Genomic DNA, 17,743 nt, shown 5'->3' on the forward strand with positions numbered 1-17,743 from the left:
TGGGAACATGAAACGGATGACGGTGGCGCTCGCAGTCGGCGCCCTGCTCGTCGGCGGCGCGGCGACGGCTTCGGCCACCCCGGCGGCGGCGAAGGTCCCGGACACGATCAAGGTCCCCGACGGCAACCGCCCGCTGGCGACCTACCTCGGCGAGGGTGTGCAGATCTACGGCTGCACGAACGGCGCGTGGACGCTGATCCAGCCCGCCGCGGTGTTGTCGAACCACGGCCGCCCGGTGGCCCTCCACAGCAAGGGTCCGGTGTGGACGTCCACTGTGGACGGCAGCACGGTCGGCGCGGCGGCGGTGGCGAACGCGCCGCGGGAAGGCGCGATCCCGGAGCTGCTGCTCAAGGCGAACCTGAACACCGGCGACGGGGTCTTCGGCAAGGTGACCTACGTCCAGCGCCTGAACACCCGCGGTGGGGTCGCCCCGGCTGGAACGTGCGCGGCGGGAGCCCAGACCGCGGTCCGCTACTCGGCCGACTACGCCTTCTGGGTCGCCGGATAAGCAGGCGCCGCGCCAGGACGAGATGTGACGCGAAAGGGGCGGCCGCACCTGCGAGTGCGGCCGCCCTTTCAGCGTCGGCTCAGCCGGCCGGGACCGGCTCGTCCTCGGCCGTGCGCAGGCGCTGCGAGATCACCTTCGTGATGCCGTCGCCCTGCATGCTCACGCCGTAGAGCGCGTCGGCGATCTCCATGGTCGGCTTCTGGTGGGTGATGATGATCAGCTGCGACGAATCGCGCAGCTGCTCCAGCAGCCCGATCAGCCGGCGCATGTTGGTGTCGTCGAGCGCCGCCTCGACCTCGTCCATCACGTAGAAGGGTGACGGCCGGGCGCGGAAGATCGCGACCAGCATGCCCACCGCGACCAGTGACTTCTCGCCACCCGAGAGCAGCGACAGCCGCTTGACCTTCTTGCCCGGCGGGCGCGCTTCGACGTCGACGCCGGTGGCCAGCAGGTCGTCCGGCTCGGTGAGGACCATCCGGCCCTCGCCGCCGGGGAACAGCACGCTGAACACCGTCTCGAACTCGCGGGCCACGTCCGCGTACGCGCCGGCGAAGACCTCGAGGATCTTCTCGTCGACCTGCTTGATGACGGCTTCGAGGTCCTTGCGGGTGTCCTTGAGGTCCTCGAGCTGCGTCGAGAGGAACTTGTACCGCTCCTCCAGCGCCGCGAACTCCTCCAGCGCGAGCGGGTTCACCTTGCCCAGCAGGGAAAGGTCCTTCTCGGCGCGCTTGGCGCGGCGGGCCTGGGTGTCGCGGTCGTAGGGCATCGGCGGCGGCGGGGTGACGTCCTCGCCGCGGTCCTTGGCCGCCTCGTACTCGGCCATCTCGCCCGCGCTGGGCGGGACCGGGACGTCCGGGCCGTACTCCTGCACCAAGTCCGTGAGGCCGATGCCGAAGTCCTCGGCGATCTTCGCTTCGAGGGTCTCCAGCCGCAGCCGCTGCTCGGCGCGGAGCACCTCGTCGCGGTGGACGGCGTCGGTCAGCTTCTCCAGCTCGCCGGTCAGCTCGCGGACCTTGGCGCGGACGCCGGTCAGCGCCTGCTCGCGGGTCTGGCGGCGGGCCTGGACCTGGTCGCGTTCGGTGGCGGCGCGCTGGACGGAGTGTTCGATGCGTTCCAGCGCGATCTCGCCGCCGTTGACGACGGCGTTGGCGATCTCGGCGCCCCGCTTGCGGGCCGTGGCAGCCCGCTCGGCGCGCTCGCGGGCCTGCTGCTCGGCGTGCGCGGCGCGGCGGAGCCCTTCGGCCCTGCCCGCGATGCTGCGCGCCCGCTCTTCGGCGGTGCGCTGGGCGAGCCGCGCCTCCATCTCCTCCTGCCGCACGACGGCCAGCTCTTCGACGGCCTGGTCGCGCTCGGCCGTGTCCGGGTCGTCCTCGACGGGCTGTTCGGCGACGGCGGCGAGCCGCTCCTCCAGCTCGGCGAGCTGGGCCAGAGCCTGGACGCGGCTCTGCTCGACCTTCGCGCGTTGCCCACTGAAGCGTTCGACCTCGGCCTGCGCCTGGCGAGCCGCCTGCTGCAGCCGGCTGAGCCGCTCCGACGAGCGGGCCTTGCGGACCTTGGCGTCGCCGAGCGCGTCCTTGGCCTGCGAAACCTCTTCGCGCCGCGCTTGCTGCTCGGCGCGGGCGCCTTCCAGCTCGGCCGCGTACTGCTCCAGCTGGCGTTCGGCCGTCCGCAGCCGCGCCCCGGCCTCGTCGACGGCGGCCTGGACCTCGATGACACTCTCGCGCTTGCCGGAGCCGCCGATCGCCCAGCGGGCGCCGAAGACGTCACCTTCGGCCGTGACCGCGCGGACGTCCGGGTGCACTGCGACGAGGTGGCGCGCGGCCTCCAGGTCGCGGACCAGGGCCAGCTTGTCGAGGGCCTGCTCGACGGCGGGCCGCAGCTGCGCGGGCGCCGTGACGACCTCACGCGCCCAGCGCGCGCCTTCGGGCAGCGAGGGCCACGAGTAGGTGTCCACAGTGGACTCCGGGCCGCCCAGCAGGATGCCCGCGCGGCCGGAGTCCGTTTCCTTCAAGTACTTCAGCGCGCGCAGGGCGTCTTCGCCGCCGGTGACGGCGACCGCGTCGGCCACCGGGCCGAGCGCCGCGGCCAGCGCGACCTCGTACCCCGGCTCGACGGTGAGCAGCGCGGCGACCGAGCCGAGCAGGCCCGGCAGCTCGTGGGACGCGCCGAGCAGCGCGCCCGCGCCGTCCTTGCGCCGCAGGCCCATGGACAGCGCCTCGACGCGCGCCTTCTCCGACGCGATCTCGCGCTCGGCGGCGCGTTCGGCCTTGACCAGCTCTTCGACGCGCGCCTTGGCCGCGTTGTTGGCCTCGACCGCGCGGTCGTGGCGGTCCATCAGGCCGGCGTCGTCGGATTCCTCCGCGCCGCCCTCGGCCTTGGCCGTCTCCAGCTCTTCGACGGCGATCTCGGCGCGTTCGGCGGCCTCTTCGAGGGAGACGCTGAGGCGGTCGATCTCGTCGGAGGTGGCGCCGTTCTTGCTGCGTAGCGCCTCCACCTGGCCGGTCAGCTTGGCCATGCCCTCACGGCGGTCGGCGATGGCGCGGACGGCGGCCCAGTGCGCGCGCTCGGCGGCCTGGACGCGCTGCTCGAGGTCTTCGCGCCGCAGCACGGTCTGGGCGAGCAGCTCCCGGGCCTCCATGACGGCCTCGTTGAGCTCTTCCTCCTGCTCGGCGACGCGTTCGGCCTCTTCGAGCAGCTCTTCCGGGTCGCGGCCGCCGGTCGACGTCGAGACGTCGGCCGAGAGGTGGCGCTGCCGCTCGATGGCGAGGCGGACGGTGCCGCGCAGGCGCTCGGCCAGCGCAGAGAGCTTGTACCAGGTCTCCTGGGCGGTTTGCAGCAGCGGCGCGTCCTCCGCGAGCGAGGACTCCAGCTCGGCTTCTTCGGCGCAGACGATCTCGAGGTGCTGCTCGACCTCGGCGCGGCGCTGGCGGGCCGTCTTCTCGTCGGCCTCGTCGCGCGCGATGGTGTCCCGCTGGGTGACCAGGTCGTCGGCGAGCAGGCGCAGGCGGGAGTCGCGCAGCTCGGACTGCACCGACTGGGCCTTGCGGGCGATCTCGGCCTGCTTGCCCAGCGGCTTGAGCTGGCGGCGCAACTCGGTGGTGAGGTCGCCGAGGCGGTCGAGGTTGCCCTGCATGTTGGCCAGCTTGCGCAGGGTCTGTTCCTTGCGCTTGCGGTGCTTGAGGACGCCGGCGGCTTCTTCAATGAAGGCGCGGCGCTCTTCGGGCTTGGATTCGAGGATCGCCGAAAGCTGGCCCTGCCCGACGATGACGTGCATCTCGCGGCCGATGCCGGAGTCCGAGAGCAGCTCCTGGACGTCCATCAGGCGGCAGCGGTCGCCGTTGATCTCGTACTCGCTGGCGCCGTCGCGGAACATCCGGCGGGTGATCGACACTTCGGCGTACTCGATGGGGAGCGCGCCGTCGGCGTTGTCGATGGTGAGCGTGACCTCGGCGCGGCCGAGCGGGGCGCGGCCCGCGGTGCCGGCGAAGATGACGTCCTCCATCTTGCCGCCGCGCAGGTCCTTGGCGCCCTGGGTGCCCATGACCCAGCGCAGCGCGTCCAGCACGTTGGACTTGCCCGAGCCGTTCGGCCCGACCACGCAGGTGATGCCGGGCTCGAAGCGCAGCGTGGTGGCCGAGGCGAAGGACTTGAAGCCCTTGAGCGTCAGGCTTTTCAGGTGCACTGGGTGCTGACCCCTCTGGCTGCCGGTACGGGCGTTTCAATCGTCCCAGGCTACCCGGGGGCCTCCGGGGCCCGCCGGACGCGCCCCCTCATCGGCGCGCCCTAGCACATCTTCGGCAGCCTCAGCAACCTCCTGCGTCACTCCGGCCCCGGAAGTACCAAGACCCGCGTCAGCGTTCGAGGAAGCCACTGAGTCCCCCTTTCGGGTCAGACCAGCGCTCGACGACGTTCTCCACACTTCCGGGTGATTCTCCGGACCGCAGGGCGGTCAGCAACCGCTCACAGTGGTCTCGATCACCCTCCGCTATGACCTCGACACGCCCGTCCGGCATGTTGCGGGCACTGCCCACCAGTCCGAGCTCGAGCGCCCGGCTCCGGGTCCACCAGCGGAAACCGACACCCTGGACCCGCCCGCGGACCCACGCCGTCAACCGCGTGTTCGTTTGTTCCTCACTCACGCTTTCATCCTTTCCGGACTCCTCGACTGCGCACAGTGATCACGCAGGCCCACTACCTGGGCGAATACGGCACCGACGGTGATAACCTCGCCGCCGAGGTCGTCCTCCCGGGTTCCCCCGCCCGGGAAAGCAGTGATCGATTCACGGCCTCGCCCCGCGCCTTCCCGAACCCCCGAGGAGCCTGTAATGCCCCGCCCCGACGGGTCCGCCTCGAACTCGCCCGTGACCAGGATCGACACCGCCCCGCCGAAGAGCAGCAAACCGAACCGCACCGGGTACGTCGTGCTCGGGGTGGCCGGCCTGGTGGTCGCGACCGCGTTCGCCGCGGTCGCCGAGCTGGCCGGCCCGGACCCCGCCACCACCGCGGGCGGCACCGGCGGCACCGGCGGCCAGGGCACCTCGCAGGCCGGCCTCCAGACGGTCCCGAACACCCCGTCGTCGGCCGGCCCGTCGACCATCGGCAGCGTGCCGCCGAGCACCTCGGCCACGACGTCGTCGAGCGCGCCGACCACGGTCGTGTCGGTCAGCCCGGACGGCAAGACGACGACCACGGTGGTCACCCACGCCGACCCGCCCCCGCCGCCGCGCGACGACACGGGCAACCCGCCGCCGCAGTCTCCGTCGCCGTCGCACTCGAACCCACCCCCCACCACGACACCCAAGCCGCCGACGTCGACGACTCCCCCGCCGACCACGACACCCGAACCGCCGACCAGTACGACCGGAGGCGGCGGGACCAGCACCGCGGGCTCCCCGTCGCCGAGCACGAGCGACTCCCCGACCGCGAGCGGAAGCACCACGCACGCCCAGTGAGGCAGGCGACGCCGGGTCACGCGGACTGAGAGCCGCTGGGGCAGGCGGATTCGCCCTGGAGCATGACCTCGGCGTGACCGGGATTCGCTTCGCCGGCTGGGAAGCTTCGGAGGCCACCGCCGCGGCGGTGGCCTCCGGCATGTCTAGACCAGTACCGCCGCTACGATCGCGTCGCGCAGGAACCCGCGGTAGCGCTCCGGGGTCCAGCCGCGCCGCAGGCACAGCAGCTCGTACTGCTCCGGGGCGTGGTAGGTCCACAGGATGTCGCGGGCGTCGTCCGCGGCCAGGTCCGGCTTGACCTGGCCGGTGGCCACCAGGTCGGCCGAAAAGTACGTCATCGCCATCAGCATCTCCTGCCGCATCTGCGCCCAGACCTCGGCGGCCGCGGGGTCGGCGGCCGCCGCGTCGCGGGCCAGCAGCTGGACCGGGATCACCATCGGCGCGACCGCCGCGAAGTGGTCGAGGTACATCTCGATCTTCCGGGTCGCGTCCGGCTCGGCCTGGATCGCCGCGATGAAGTCGCGGCCGGCGATCGGGACGTCCTCGTCGTCGCCGGCGACCGTCACGTCGAAGACCGCCTTGAGCAGGGTCGCCTTGTTCGCGAACGCCTTGTAGACGGTCTGCACCGACACCCCCGCCGTCCTGGCCACCTCCGGCATCGCGGTACCCGCGTACCCCTTCTCCCGGAACAGCCCCGACGCCGCCGCGAGGATCCGGCGGCGGTTCTCGCGCGCCTGCTCCTGCCGCCGAGACGTGTCGTACCGGCGCTTGACAGGATCGACCATTTGAGTAGAGACTCCTCTATCGAATAGACGTCCATCTATCATGACACCCTGAGGGGGCGCTGACCATGATGGGACAAGCCACCACCGACGCCGTGACCGCCGCGCGGGAGCTCGCGCCCGAGCTGAGCGCGCGGGCCGTCGAAGGCGAACAGCTCCAGACGATGCCGCGCGACCTCGTCGAGCGGGCGCGGACCGCCGGGCTCTTCCACCTGGCGACACCCCGCGCGCTGGGCGGGCAGGAGCTGCCGCCCGCCGCGATCGTCGAAGTGATCGAGGAGCTGTCCCGCGCCGACGGGTCCGCGGGCTGGACGATCACCATCGGCAACGGCTCGGCGTTCCTCGCCTGGCTCGACCCGGCCGTCGCGGCGGACCTCCTGACCGGGACTCCGGACCCGATCGGCGGCGGCGTCTTCGCGCCGACGGGCCGCCTCACCCCGGACGGCGCCGGGAAGTTCGCACTCGCCGGGCGGTGGGCGTTCTGCAGCGGCAGCCCGCACGCCGACCTGTTCTTCAACGGCGCCTTCGCCGGCGGCGACCCGCGGGACTGGCGGCTCGCCGTGGTCCCCGCCGCCGAGGTGCGGGTGCTCGAGAACTGGGACGTCAGCGGCCTGCGCGGCACCGGCAGCCACGACGTCGCCATCGAGGCGATCGTGCGCGAGGAGCACACGATCTCGCCGTTCACCGAGCCGGCGCGCCACGACGGGCCGCTGTGGCGGTTCCCGTTCTTCACGTTCATCGGCACGCTGATGGCGGGCGTCCCGCTCGGCATCGCGCGGCGCGCGCTGGACGAGTTCACCGCGTTCGCGCCGGCGAAGTTCCGGCCGCCCGGCCCGGGTCCGATCGCCGAGGACGGCGACGTCCAGATCGCCCTGACCCGTGCGGAAGGACGGCTGCGCTCGGCCCGCGCGTTCGTCTTCGACGCGCTCGGCTCGCTGTGGGAGACGGCGTGCGCGGGCGACGTGCCGAACGTCCGCGAGCGCGGCCAGTTACTGCTGGCGACGCAGCAGGCGATGCGTGCTTCGCTGAGCGCGGTGAACATCGCGTTCGGCTTCGCGGGCGCGGGCGCGCTGCACGCGGACCAGCCGATGCAGCGCTGCTTCCGCGACCTCCACGCGGCGTCCCAGCACATCTACTTCTCCGCCGCGGCGTCCAAGCGGTACGCGAAGCTGCGGCTCGGGATCGACCAGCCGACGTTCTGGTTCTAGCGAACCCACGGCTTCTCACTGCCGAGCACGGCGTTCGCGGCCGTGCACGACCGCTTGCGCTCCTCGGCCGCTGCCGGTGGGATCAGCGCCGCAGCCGGTGGGCGAACAGCGTCCACAGGTAGACCGTCAACAAGACCCCGGCGCCCGTGGCCGCGACGCGCAGCCACCTCGCCCAGCCGACGTCGTCGCCGTCGAAGGCCGTGAGGATCCATCCGGACACACCGAAGGTCGCCCCGACGGCCAGCGTCAGGACGATCACCGGCGACGTGCGCTCGCCGCCGCTCAGCCACGTTTTCGACCCGTCCATGCCCGGTGAGGTACCCGCTGCAAGGCCGGCTCAGACCTCGAAGCGGTATCCCATGCCGGGTTCGGTGAGCAGGTGCCGGGGCCGCGACGGCTCCGGCTCCAGCTTGCGGCGCAGCTGGGCCAGGTAGACCCGCAGGTAGTGGGACTCCCGCTCGTACGACGGACCCCACACCTCGTGCAGCAGCTGCTTCTGCGCGACCAGCCGGCCGCGGTTGCGCACCAGCAGCTCCAGCACGCCCCACTCCGTCTTCGTCAGGTGGACCTCCGCGCCGTCGCTGAGGCGGACCTTCTTCGCGGCCAGGTCCACGCTGAACGACGCCGTCTCCACCACCGCGTCCACGTCGTCCGCGCCCGTCACCGCCGAGCGGCGGACCGCCGCCCGCAGCCGCGCCAGCAGCTCGTCCATCCCGAACGGCTTCGTGACGTAGTCGTCCGCACCGGCGTCGAGAGCCTGGACCTTGTCGGCCGAATCGCCGCGCGCGGACAGCACGATGATCGGAACCGTCGTCCAGCCGCGCAGGCCCGCGATGACCTCCGTGCCGTCCAGGTCCGGCAGCCCGAGGTCGAGCACGACGACGTCGGGCTTGGTCTCGGCCACCGCTTTCAACGCGGCCGTGCCGTCGTGCGCGGTGATCACCTTGTAGCCGCGGGCGTTCAGGTTGATCCGCAGCGCCCGCACGATCTGCGGCTCGTCGTCCACCACCAGCACGGTGGCACCCGGGTCGCTCATCGCACCCCCTCCTCGACTTCCTCGAACGTGACGCTGTGCTCGGGCAGCGAAACCACCACCGTGAGCCCGCCGCCGGGCGTGTCCTCGGCGCGGATCGTGCCCCCCATCGCCTCGGTGAACCCCTTCGCCACCGACAGCCCGAGCCCGACGCCCGGCGTCGCGTCCCGGTCGCCGCCGAGGCGCTGGAACGGCGCGAACGCCGAATCCGCGGCGCCCTTGCGCAACCCCCGGCCGTGGTCGACGATCCGCAGCTCCACGTGGCCCGAATGGGCGGACGCCCGGGCCGAAACCGGCGCCCCGCCGTGCCGGAGTGCGTTGTCCAGCACGTTCGCCACCACGCGTTCCAGCAGGCCCGGGTCGGCCAGCACCGACGGCAGCCGGTCGTCGACCGCGACCTCCACCTCGTCCGAAGAGTCTACAGTGGACAGAGCGTGCGCGACGACCTCGTCGTAGCCGACCGGACGCAGATGGGGCTTCACCGCGCCGGTGGCCAGGCGCGACGAATCCAGCAGATTGTCGATCAGCCCGGCCAGCCGGTCGGCCGACAGCTCGATCGCCTCCATCAGCTCGGCGGTGTCCTCTTCGGACAGTGCGAGGTCGGGCGCGCGCAGGCTGCCGATCGACGCCTTGATCGACGTCAGCGGCGTCCGCAGGTCGTGCCCGACGGCCGAGAGCAACGTCGTGCGCAGCTCGGTCGCCTCCGCCTTCCGCTCGGCGCGGGCCGCGGCGGCGGCCGTCCGCTGCTGGCGCAGGGCGAGCAACGCCTGGCCGGCGACGGCTTCCAGCACCCGCCGGTCGGCCGCCGGGAGCGCCCGCCCCCGCAGCGTGAGGTGGACGTCGGCGGTGACGGCGATGTCGGCGTCGGCCTCGTCCGGGTCGGCGCACGGGTGCTCCCCCGCGACCGCCACGCACCGCCACTCCCCCGCCTGCTTCTCCAGCAGCGTCACCGACGTCAGCGCGAAGTTCTCCCGCACCTTCTCCAGCAGTCGTTCGATCGGGTTCGTGTGGGTCAGCACGGTCCGGGCGTAGGAGGCGAGCAGCGCCGCTTCGGTCCGCGCCCGCGCCGCCTGCGTGGCCCGGCGCGCCGCCTGGTCGACGACCAGCGCGACGAGCACCGCGACCACGACCATCGCGATCAGCGTCACGAGGTTCTGCGGGGTGTGCACATTGAGCGTGTAGAGCGGCGGGGTGAAGAAGAAGTTGAGCAGCCCGGCGCCGAGCACGGCCGCGGCCAGGGCCGGGCCGAGCCCGCCGACCAGCGCCACGACGACGGTGGCCAGCACGTAGGAGATGACGTCGGTGGCGAAGTCCAGGCCCGTCGGCACGAAGACCCCGATCGCCGTGACCAGGATCGGCAGCACGAAGCCGAGCACCCAGCCCACGACCAGCCGCGAGAAGCCCAGCGGGCTCGCGCCCAGCCGGGCTCGCAGCCGCCCGCCCGCCTGGGAGTGGGTCACCATGTGGACGTCGATCGCGCCGGACTGCTGGACGACCCGCGCGCCGATGCCCTCGTCGAACAGCCGCGCCACGCGCGAGCGCCGCGAAGTGCCGATCACCAGCTGCGTCGCGTTGACGCCGCGGGCGAAGTCGAGGAGCGCCGTCGGGACGTCGTCGCCGACGACGGTGTGGAAGGTGGCGCCGACCTCTTCGGCCAGGGTCCGGCAGCGGGCGATCGCGGCCGGGCCGAGCCCGGACAGACCGTCGCCGCGCAGGATGTGGACGACCTGCAGCTCGGCGCCGGCCCGGGTGGCGATCCGGCTGGCGCGGCGGATGAGCGTTTCGCTTTCCGGGCCACCGGTGATGGAGACGACGACGCGTTCGCGCGCCTCCCAGGTGTCGGTGATCCGCTGCTCGGCGCGGTAGCGCTGCAGCGCGACGTCGACCTGGTCGGCGACCCAGAGCAGGGCCAGCTCGCGCAGCGCGGTCAGGTTGCCGGGGCGGAAGTAGTTGCCGAGCGCGGCGTCGATGCGCTCGGCCGGGTAGACGTTGCCGTGCGCGAGCCGCCGCCGCAGCGCCTCGGGCGTGATGTCGACCAGCTCGAGCTGCTCGGCCCGGCGGACGACCTCGTCCGGCACGGTTTCCTGCTGCGTGACGCCGGTGATCCGCTCGACGACGTCGTTGAGGCTCTGCAGGTGCTGGACGTTGACCGTGGACAGGACGTCGATCCCCGCTTCGAGCAGCTCCTCGACGTCCTGCCAGCGCTTGGCGTTGCGCGATCCCGGCACGTTGGTGTGCGCGAGTTCGTCGACGACGGCGACCTCGGGCGCGCGGGCGAGGAGGGCGTCGACGTCCATCTCGTCGAACTCGCGGCCGCGGTGCCCGGCGTGCCGCCGCGGGACGACCTCGAGGCCGTCGAGCAGCACCGCGGTCTTCTCGCGGCCGTGCGTCTCGACCAGCCCGACGACGACGTCGGTGCCGCGGTCGAGCCGCCGCCGCGCCTCGCCGAGCATCGCGAAGGTCTTGCCGACGCCCGGAGCCGCGCCGAGGTAGATCCTCAGCTCCCCGCGGCGCGGCTTGGACGTCGTGTTTTCGGTGGTCACGCTGTCAGTGTGCCCCTCCGGCCGCACCTTGCACGGCCAAGTTGAGCTGGAGCACATTCACGCCGGGGACGCCGATCCCCGCACCCGAGGTGTTCTGCTCGACCAGCTGCTTCACCCGGTCCACCGGCAGCCCGGTGTTCCGGGCGACGCGGGCGATCTGGAGGTCGGCGTAGGCCACGCTGATCGCCGGGTCGAGGCCCGACCCCGACGCCGTCACCGCGTCCGGCGGTACCTGACCGGGTGACACGCCTTCGCGCTTGGCGATGGCGTCACGGCGTTCCTGGATGGTCTTCACCAGGTCCTCGTTGTACGGGCCCTTGTTGGACGCGCCGGAGGTCGACGGGTCGCCGGGGCCGAGCGCGTCCTTGGACAGCGCCGACGGGCGGTTGTGGAACCACGGGTCGTGCGCCGGGTCGGCCGGCACCGGGTCGATGCCGATGAGCGACGACCCGACCGCCTGGCCGTTCTGCGTGACGACCGAGCCTTCGGCGTTGCCCTCGAGCCCGGGGATCCGGGCGATCGCCCACACGGCGAGGGGGTAGAGGATCCCCAGCAGGACCGTCAGCACGATGAGGACGCGCAGCCCGGCCCAGGTCTGCTTGACGAGAGTGTTCACGAAGTCACCCGATTCCAGGGATGAGGCGCACGAGCAGGTCGATCAGCCAGATCCCGAGGAAGGGGCTGACGATCCCGCCGAGGCCGTAGACGAGCAGGTTGCGGCGCAGCAGCGCCGAGGCCGACGACGGCTTGTACCGCACGCCGCGCAGGGCCAGCGGGATGAGCACGACGATGATCAGCGCGTTGAAGATGACCGCCGACAAGATCGCCGACTTCGGCGTGGCCAGGTGCATGATGTTCAGCCCGCCGAGCTGGGCGTAGATGCCGGTGAACATCGCGGGCAGGATCGCGAAGTACTTCGCGAGGTCGTTGGCGACGCTGAACGTCGTCAGCGCGCCGCGGGTGATGAGCAGCTGCTTGCCGATCTCCACGATCTCGATCAGCTTCGTCGGGTCGCTGTCGAGGTCGACCATGTTCCCGGCCTCCTTGGCGGCCGAGGTGCCGGTGTTCATCGCGACGCCGACGTCGGACTGCGCGAGCGCGGGCGCGTCGTTGGTGCCGTCGCCGGTCATCGCGACCAGCCGCCCGCCTTCCTGCTCCTGCTTGATGAGCGCCATCTTGTCTTCGGGCTTGGCCTCGGCGAGGAAGTCGTCGACGCCCGCGTCCGCGGCGATGGCCTTCGCGGTGAGCGGGTTGTCGCCGGTGATCATCACCGTCTTGATGCCCATCGCGCGCAGCTCGCCGAAGCGCTCTTTCATGCCCGGCTTGACGACGTCGGAGAGCCGGATAACGCCACGCACCACGGTGTCCTCGGCGACCACCAGCGGCGTGCCGCCCTGGGCGCTGATCTCGTCGACGACGCGTTCGGTCTCGTCGGGGAACTCGCCGCCGTTGTCCCGCACCCACGCGTGGACCGCGGACGCGGCGCCCTTGCGGATCCGCCGGTTCCCGATGTCGAGCCCGCTCATCCGCGTCTGCGCCGTGAAGGGGACGAACTCGCCGCGCTCGTCCTGGGCGGCGTAATCCGCCGTCAGCTCGACGACGCTGCGCCCTTCGGGGGTCTCGTCGGCGAGGCTGGCCAGCCGGGCGGCGCGCGCGAGTTCGTCCGGAGTGGACGATCCGACCGGGATCAGCTCGGTGGCGCGGCGGTTGCCGAAGGTGATGGTGCCGGTCTTGTCGAGCAGCAGCGTCGAGACGTCACCGGCGGCTTCGACCGCGCGGCCGCTGGTCGCGAGGACGTTGCGCTGCACCAGGCGGTCCATGCCCGCGATGCCGATGGCGCTCAGCAGCGCCCCGATCGTCGTCGGGATGAGACACACCAGCAGCGCGGTCAGCACCATCACCGATTGCTCGCTGCCGGAGTAGCGGGCCATCGGCTGCAGCGCCACCACGGCGAGCAGGAAGATGATCGTGAGCGTCGAGAGCAGGATCGTCAGGGCGATCTCGTTCGGCGTCTTCTGCCGGGACGCGCCTTCCACCAAGGCGATCATGCGGTCCACAAAGGACTCCCCCGGTTTCGTGGTGATGCGCACGACGACCCGGTCGCTCAGCACGGTCGTGCCGCCGGTGACGGCACTCCGGTCGCCGCCGGACTCGCGGATGACCGGGGCCGACTCGCCGGTGATGGCCGACTCGTCGACGGTCGCGATGCCCTCGACGACGTCGCCGTCGCCGGGGATCACCTGGCCCGCCTCGACCACGACCAGGTCGCCGATCTTCAGCTCGACCCCGGGCACCTGTTCTTCGGAGCCGGTTTCGGTGAGCCGGCGGGCAACGGTCTCCTTATTCGACTTCCGCAGCGACTCCGCCTGCGCCTTGCCGCGCCCTTCCGCGACGGCTTCGGCGAGGTTCGCGAAGAGGACCGTGAACCACAGCCAGACGGCGATCAGGATGGTGAACACGCTCGGGCCGGTGATCGCGAAGACCGTGGTGAGCGCGGAACCCACCCAGACCACGAACATCACCGGGTTGCCGAGCTGGTGCTTCGGGTTGAGCTTCCGGAAGGCGTCGGGCAGCGACGTCCAGAGCTGGCGGGGGCTGAACACCCCGGCGCCGACCCGGCCCGGCGCCTCTGGGGCGGGAGTCACCTGGGGTCGTTCTTCGGTGACGGTCATGCGAGTGCCTCCGCGATGGGCCCGAGCGCCAGCGCCGGGATGAAGGTGAGGGCCGCGACGAGCACCACCGTGCCGGTGAGCATCGTGGCGAACAGCGGCCCGGTGGTGGGCAATGTGCCCGCGGTTTCGGGCACCTTGCGTTGCGCGGCCAGGGAACCGGCCAGGCAGAGCACGGCGAGGATCGGCACGAACCGGCCGATCGCCATGGCGACGCCGAACGACGACTGGAACCAGTCGCTCGTCGCGGTCAGGCCGCCGAACGCGCTGCCGTTGTTGTTGCCGGTGGACGCGTAGCCGTAGAGGATCTCGGACAGGCCGTGCGCGCCCGGGTTGCCCAGCGCGCTCACGGTGTCCGGCAGCAGCAGCGCGATGCCCGAACCGAGAAGGACCACGGTCGGCATCGCCAGCATCGCGATCGCCGCGCAGGTGACCTCGCGCTTGCCGAGCTTCTTGCCCAGGTACTCCGGCGTGCGCCCGACCATCAGGCCGGCCAGGAACATCGCGATGATCGCCATCACGAGGATCCCGTAGAGGCCGGTGCCGACGCCGCCGGGCGAGATCTCGCCGTAGAGGATGTTCAGCAGCGGCCCCCCGCCGCCGAGGCCGGACAGGCTGTCGTGCGCGCCGTTGACCGCGCCGGTCGACGTGCCGGTGGTGGTGTCGGCGAAGATCGACGTCAGCCCGATGCCGAACCGCTGTTCCTTGCCCTCCATGCTCGCGCCCGCGGCCAGCGCCGCCGGGTTGTTCGCGTTGGCTTCGGAGAACCAGATGATCGCCAGCGACGCGGCCCAGAGGATGCCCATCACGCTGAGCAGGACGTACCCCTGCTTGGGCTTGCCGACCAGCTTGCCGAACGCGCGGGTCAGGCTGACCGGGATCACCAGGATGAGGAACAGCTCGATGAGGTTCGTCCACGCGGTGGGGTTTTCGAAGGGGTGCGCGGAGTTGGCGTTGAGGATGCCGCCGCCGTTGGTGCCCAGTTCCTTGATCGCCTCCTGGCTCGCCGCGGGGGCCAGGGCGATGGTGCTGTGGCTGCCGTCCGGGTTGGTGACGGCGACGCCGGCCTTGAGGCTCTGCACGACACCCAGCGCGACCAGCACGATGGCGAACACGAACGCCATCGGCAGCAGCACGCGGACCGTGCCGCGCGTGAGGTCCACCCAGAAGTTGCCGAGGCGGTCGGTCTTCGCGCGGACGAACCCGCGCGTCAGCGCGATCGCCACGGCCAGGCCGACGCCCGCGGACAGGAAGTTCTGCACGGTCAGCCCGGCCATCTGCACGAAGTGGCCCATCGTCGTCTCGGGGACGTAGGACTGCCAGTTCGTGTTGGTGACGAACGAAACCGCCGTGTTGAACGCGACGCTGGGGCTCACCGAGCCGCGGCCCAGGTTCCACGGCAGGAGCGGCTGCAGCCGCTGCAGCAGGTAGAGCAGGACGATCGAGACGAACGAGAAGCCGAGCACGCCCGCGGCGTAGGTCGGCCACCGCTGCTCGGAGTCCGGATCGACGCGGAAGAGCTTGTACAGGCCCTTTTCGACTTTCAGGTGCTTCTCGGTGGAGAAGACGCGCGCCAGGTAGTCGCCGAACGGCCGGTAGACCACGGCGAGGGCGGCGAGGAGGAGGCCGAGCTGGATGAGCCCGGCCGCGGTGTCAGTCATTCTTGCCCCTCCGCGGGGGTGAGTACGTCGGGGCGCATCAGAATTTCTCCGGCCTGATCAAGGCAACGAACAGGTAGACGAGCAGCCCCAGCGCCAGCAGTCCGCCGACGACGTTGGCCACGGTTCCCGCGCCGCTCACAGCTTCTCCAGCCCGCGCAGCGCCAACGCGAGCACCACGAACACGCCGATCAGCAGAACGGCGTAGAGCAAGTCGGCCACAGGCACCTCTCAAGACGGGTCACCGGGTTCGGTGACCGGACTCCTTCACCCTGCGGCTCCGGGACCCCATCCCGACCTGCGGCTGACGGCGCCTTGACGCCTTCCTGACACCCATTTACGCGGTCTTTATGGCAGGTGGCGGCCGTCACGCAAACGTTTGCCCAGTACTCACCGTATGCAGTTGGTTAGTGACTCGCGACACACCGAGTGACCGAACAAGCGCGGAACGTGCAATTCGGGCAGACAAGATCTTGGGGTCGTGTTACACCTGTGTTACCGATAGTTGTATCAGCTAAGCAAATTCAGGGAGGGGTTCACTATGTGCGGTATCGCCGGCTGGGTTTCCTACGACGCCGACCTCACCCGCCGCCAGGACGTGGTCGACGCCATGACGGCGACCATGTCCTGCCGCGGCCCGGACGACGAGGGCACCTGGGTCCGCGAGCACGTCGCGCTCGGGCACCGGCGCCTGGCCATCATCGACCTGCCCGGCGGCCGTCAGCCGATGTCCGTGCACACGCCGAACGGCGACGTCGCGATGGTCTACAGCGGCGAGGCCTACAACTTCACCGAGCTGAAGGAAGAGCTGACGAAGCTCGGCCACCAGTGGGAGACCGACAGCGACACCGAGGTCGTGCTGCACGGCTACCTGCAGTGGGGCGACGAGGTCGTCGACCACCTCAACGGCATGTACGCGTTCGCGATCTGGGACGAGCGCGACGACCGGCTCGTCATGATCCGCGACCGGATGGGCATCAAGCCGTTCTACTACTACCCGACCCCCGACGGCGTCCTGTTCGGGTCGGAGCCGAAGGCCATCCTGGCGAACCCCCTCGCGAAGAAGGTCGTCGACCTCGACGGCTTCCGCGAGCTGGCCGGCTTCACCAAGCGCCCCGGCTGGTCGCTGTGGAAGGACATGCGCGAGGTCGAGCCGGGCACGCTCGTCACCGTGTCCCGCGAGGGCATCAGGACGCGCACCTACTGGAAGCTGGACGCGAAGCAGCACACCGACGACCAGGAGACGACGGTCGCGCGCGTCCGCGAGCTGATGACCGACATCGTGCACCGCCAGCTCGTCGCGGACGTCCCGCGGTGCGTGCTGCTCTCCGGCGGGCTCGACTCGAGCGCCGTCGCCGGGCTCGCCGCCGCGCGGCTGGCCGAGCAGGGCGAGCAGCTGCGGACGTTCTCGGTCGACTTCTTCGGCCAGGAAGAGAACTTCAAGCCGGACGAGATGCGCGACACGGCGGACTCGCCGTTCGTCCGCGACGTCGCCCAGCTGGTCGACTCCGCGCACGAAGACGTCATGCTGAACCCGGCCGACCTGACCGACCCCGAGGTCCGGCGCGCGGTGCTGCGCGCCCGCGACATCCCGGCCGGGCTCGGTGACATGGACACGTCGCTGTACCTGCTGTTCAAGGCGATCCGCGGCCAGTCGACGGTGGCGCTCTCGGGCGAGTCGGCCGACGAGGTGTTCGGCGGTTACCGCTGGTTCCACGACGAGAAGGCCGTCAACGCGGACACGTTCCCGTGGCTGGCGTTCCGCACGTCGATGATGGACGAACGGGCGTCGCTGTACACGCCGGAACTGGTGCAGAAGCTCGACGTCGAGTCCTACATCGCCGACCAGTACCAGACGGCGGTTTCGTCGGTGGAGCACCTCGACGGTGAATCCGCGGTCGAGGCGCGGATGCGGACGATCTGCAACCTGCACCTGACCCGGTTCGTGCGGATGCTGCTCGACCGCAAGGACCGCGCGTCGATGGCGGTGGGGCTGGAGGTCCGCGTGCCGTTCTGCGACCACCGGCTGGTCGAGTACGTCTACAACACGCCGTGGTCGCTGAAGACGTTCGACGGCCGGGAGAAGAGCCTCCTGCGGCACGCGACCAAGCACGTGCTGCCGGAGTCGGTGGCCCAGCGGGTGAAGAGCCCGTACCCCTCGACGCAGGACCCGGGCTACGCGGCGGCGCTGCAGCAGCAGGTCAAGGAGGTCCTGGCCGAGCCGGGGCACGAGGTGTTCGGCCTGGTCGACAAGGCCTGGGCGCACCGCGCGTCCGAAGTGGACTCGGCGACCATGGCCCCGGCGATGCGCATCGGCCTGGACCGGCTGCTCGACCTGTACCACTGGATCGAGATGTACCAGCCCACGCTCGAACTCTCTTGACTTCAAG

At 71.1% G+C, this 17,743-nt stretch carries 14 protein-coding genes; 4 read left to right on the forward strand and 10 right to left on the reverse strand.

Going from position 1 to position 17,743, the window contains the following annotated elements; translation table 11 throughout:
- The first annotated feature begins 7 nt into the window (after window positions 1-7).
- Window positions 8-508: a DUF3455 domain-containing protein gene (locus OG738_RS01135; RefSeq protein WP_329050453.1), complete on the forward strand. Its 501-nt coding sequence runs from the start codon at window positions 8-10 to the stop codon at window positions 506-508.
- Window positions 509-587: 79 nt separating this feature from the next.
- Here the strand turns inward: OG738_RS01135 and smc are convergent, their stop codons facing one another.
- Window positions 588-4,190, reverse strand: coding sequence for a chromosome segregation protein SMC (gene smc, locus OG738_RS01140; RefSeq protein ID WP_329050454.1), 3,603 nt, complete (start codon window positions 4,188-4,190; stop codon window positions 588-590).
- 169 nt (window positions 4,191-4,359) lie between these two features.
- On the reverse strand, window positions 4,360-4,647 hold the full coding sequence (locus OG738_RS01145) for an acylphosphatase (protein ID WP_329050456.1): 288 nt from the start codon (window positions 4,645-4,647) through the stop codon (window positions 4,360-4,362).
- A gap of 186 nt (window positions 4,648-4,833) precedes the next feature.
- Between OG738_RS01145 and OG738_RS01150 the strand changes: the two genes are divergently transcribed.
- On the forward strand, window positions 4,834-5,460 hold the full coding sequence (locus OG738_RS01150) for a hypothetical protein (protein ID WP_329050458.1): 627 nt from the start codon (window positions 4,834-4,836) through the stop codon (window positions 5,458-5,460).
- Between the two features lie 143 nt (window positions 5,461-5,603).
- Here the strand turns inward: OG738_RS01150 and OG738_RS01155 are convergent, their stop codons facing one another.
- The gene (locus OG738_RS01155; RefSeq protein WP_329050460.1) at window positions 5,604-6,245 is read right to left on the reverse strand and encodes a TetR/AcrR family transcriptional regulator; all 642 of its coding nucleotides are present in this window, start codon (window positions 6,243-6,245) and stop codon (window positions 5,604-5,606) included.
- A gap of 65 nt (window positions 6,246-6,310) precedes the next feature.
- Between OG738_RS01155 and OG738_RS01160 the strand changes: the two genes are divergently transcribed.
- A complete protein-coding gene (locus tag OG738_RS01160; protein WP_329050462.1) occupies window positions 6,311-7,450 on the forward strand; it encodes an acyl-CoA dehydrogenase family protein in 1,140 nt (379 codons plus the stop codon).
- An 82-nt stretch (window positions 7,451-7,532) separates the two neighbouring features.
- Here OG738_RS01160 and OG738_RS01165 read toward each other — a convergent pair whose 3' ends face one another.
- The 7 genes from OG738_RS01165 to kdpF are packed head-to-tail and all read right to left on the reverse strand — an operon-like array spanning window position 7,533 to window position 15,495.
- Complete coding sequence (locus tag OG738_RS01165) at window positions 7,533-7,757, reverse strand: hypothetical protein (RefSeq protein ID WP_329050463.1); 225 nt, start codon at window positions 7,755-7,757, stop codon at window positions 7,533-7,535.
- Window positions 7,758-7,787: 30 nt separating this feature from the next.
- Window positions 7,788-8,486, reverse strand: coding sequence for a response regulator (locus OG738_RS01170; RefSeq protein WP_329050464.1), 699 nt, complete (start codon window positions 8,484-8,486; stop codon window positions 7,788-7,790).
- Window positions 8,483-11,026 carry a sensor histidine kinase gene (locus tag OG738_RS01175; RefSeq protein WP_329050465.1) on the reverse strand — a complete coding sequence of 848 codons (2,544 nt, stop codon included), beginning with the start codon at window positions 11,024-11,026 and terminating at the stop codon, window positions 8,483-8,485. Before OG738_RS01175 ends, OG738_RS01170 begins: the two co-directional genes overlap by 4 nt.
- 4 nt (window positions 11,027-11,030) lie before the next feature.
- Window positions 11,031-11,642 carry a potassium-transporting ATPase subunit C gene (locus tag OG738_RS01180; RefSeq protein WP_329050467.1) on the reverse strand — a complete coding sequence of 204 codons (612 nt, stop codon included), beginning with the start codon at window positions 11,640-11,642 and terminating at the stop codon, window positions 11,031-11,033.
- Window positions 11,643-11,646: 4 nt separating this feature from the next.
- Window positions 11,647-13,698, reverse strand: coding sequence for a potassium-transporting ATPase subunit KdpB (kdpB, locus tag OG738_RS01185; RefSeq protein WP_329050469.1), 2,052 nt, complete (start codon window positions 13,696-13,698; stop codon window positions 11,647-11,649).
- Window positions 13,695-15,356 (reverse strand): potassium-transporting ATPase subunit KdpA, encoded by a 1,662-nt coding sequence (gene kdpA, locus OG738_RS01190; protein WP_329050470.1) that lies wholly within the window; start codon window positions 15,354-15,356, stop codon window positions 13,695-13,697. Before kdpA ends, kdpB begins: the two co-directional genes overlap by 4 nt.
- A gap of 37 nt (window positions 15,357-15,393) precedes the next feature.
- Window positions 15,394-15,495: a K(+)-transporting ATPase subunit F gene (gene kdpF / locus OG738_RS01195; RefSeq protein WP_247062298.1), complete on the reverse strand. Its 102-nt coding sequence runs from the start codon at window positions 15,493-15,495 to the stop codon at window positions 15,394-15,396.
- Window positions 15,496-15,894: 399 nt separating this feature from the next.
- On the opposite strand from kdpF, the gene asnB reads away from it, so the two are divergent.
- Entirely contained in the window at window positions 15,895-17,736 is a 1,842-nt protein-coding gene (gene asnB, locus OG738_RS01200) for an asparagine synthase (glutamine-hydrolyzing) (RefSeq protein ID WP_329050471.1), read from the forward strand.
- The last annotated feature ends 7 nt before the right edge of the window (window positions 17,737-17,743 follow it).

The organism is Amycolatopsis sp. NBC_01488 (assembly GCF_036227105.1).
In the GTDB taxonomy this organism is placed as follows: domain Bacteria; phylum Actinomycetota; class Actinomycetes; order Mycobacteriales; family Pseudonocardiaceae; genus Amycolatopsis.

Bases quoted from the DNA above. Each gene is read 5' to 3' on its own strand.
- OG738_RS01135 (WP_329050453.1), top strand. From the start codon at position 8: ATGAAACGGATGACGGTGGCGCTCGCAGTCGGCGCCCTGCTCGTCGGC.
- OG738_RS01150 (WP_329050458.1), top strand. From the start codon at position 4,834: ATGCCCCGCCCCGACGGGTCCGCCTCGAACTCGCCCGTGACCAGGATC.
- OG738_RS01155 (WP_329050460.1), bottom strand. From the start codon at position 6,245: ATGGTCGATCCTGTCAAGCGCCGGTACGACACGTCTCGGCGGCAGGAG.
- OG738_RS01160 (WP_329050462.1), top strand. From the start codon at position 6,311: ATGATGGGACAAGCCACCACCGACGCCGTGACCGCCGCGCGGGAGCTC.
- OG738_RS01165 (WP_329050463.1), bottom strand. From the start codon at position 7,757: ATGGACGGGTCGAAAACGTGGCTGAGCGGCGGCGAGCGCACGTCGCCG.
- OG738_RS01170 (WP_329050464.1), bottom strand. From the start codon at position 8,486: ATGAGCGACCCGGGTGCCACCGTGCTGGTGGTGGACGACGAGCCGCAG.
- kdpB (WP_329050469.1), bottom strand. From the start codon at position 13,698: ATGACCGTCACCGAAGAACGACCCCAGGTGACTCCCGCCCCAGAGGCG.
- kdpA (WP_329050470.1), bottom strand. From the start codon at position 15,356: ATGACTGACACCGCGGCCGGGCTCATCCAGCTCGGCCTCCTCCTCGCC.
- asnB (WP_329050471.1), top strand. From the start codon at position 15,895: ATGTGCGGTATCGCCGGCTGGGTTTCCTACGACGCCGACCTCACCCGC.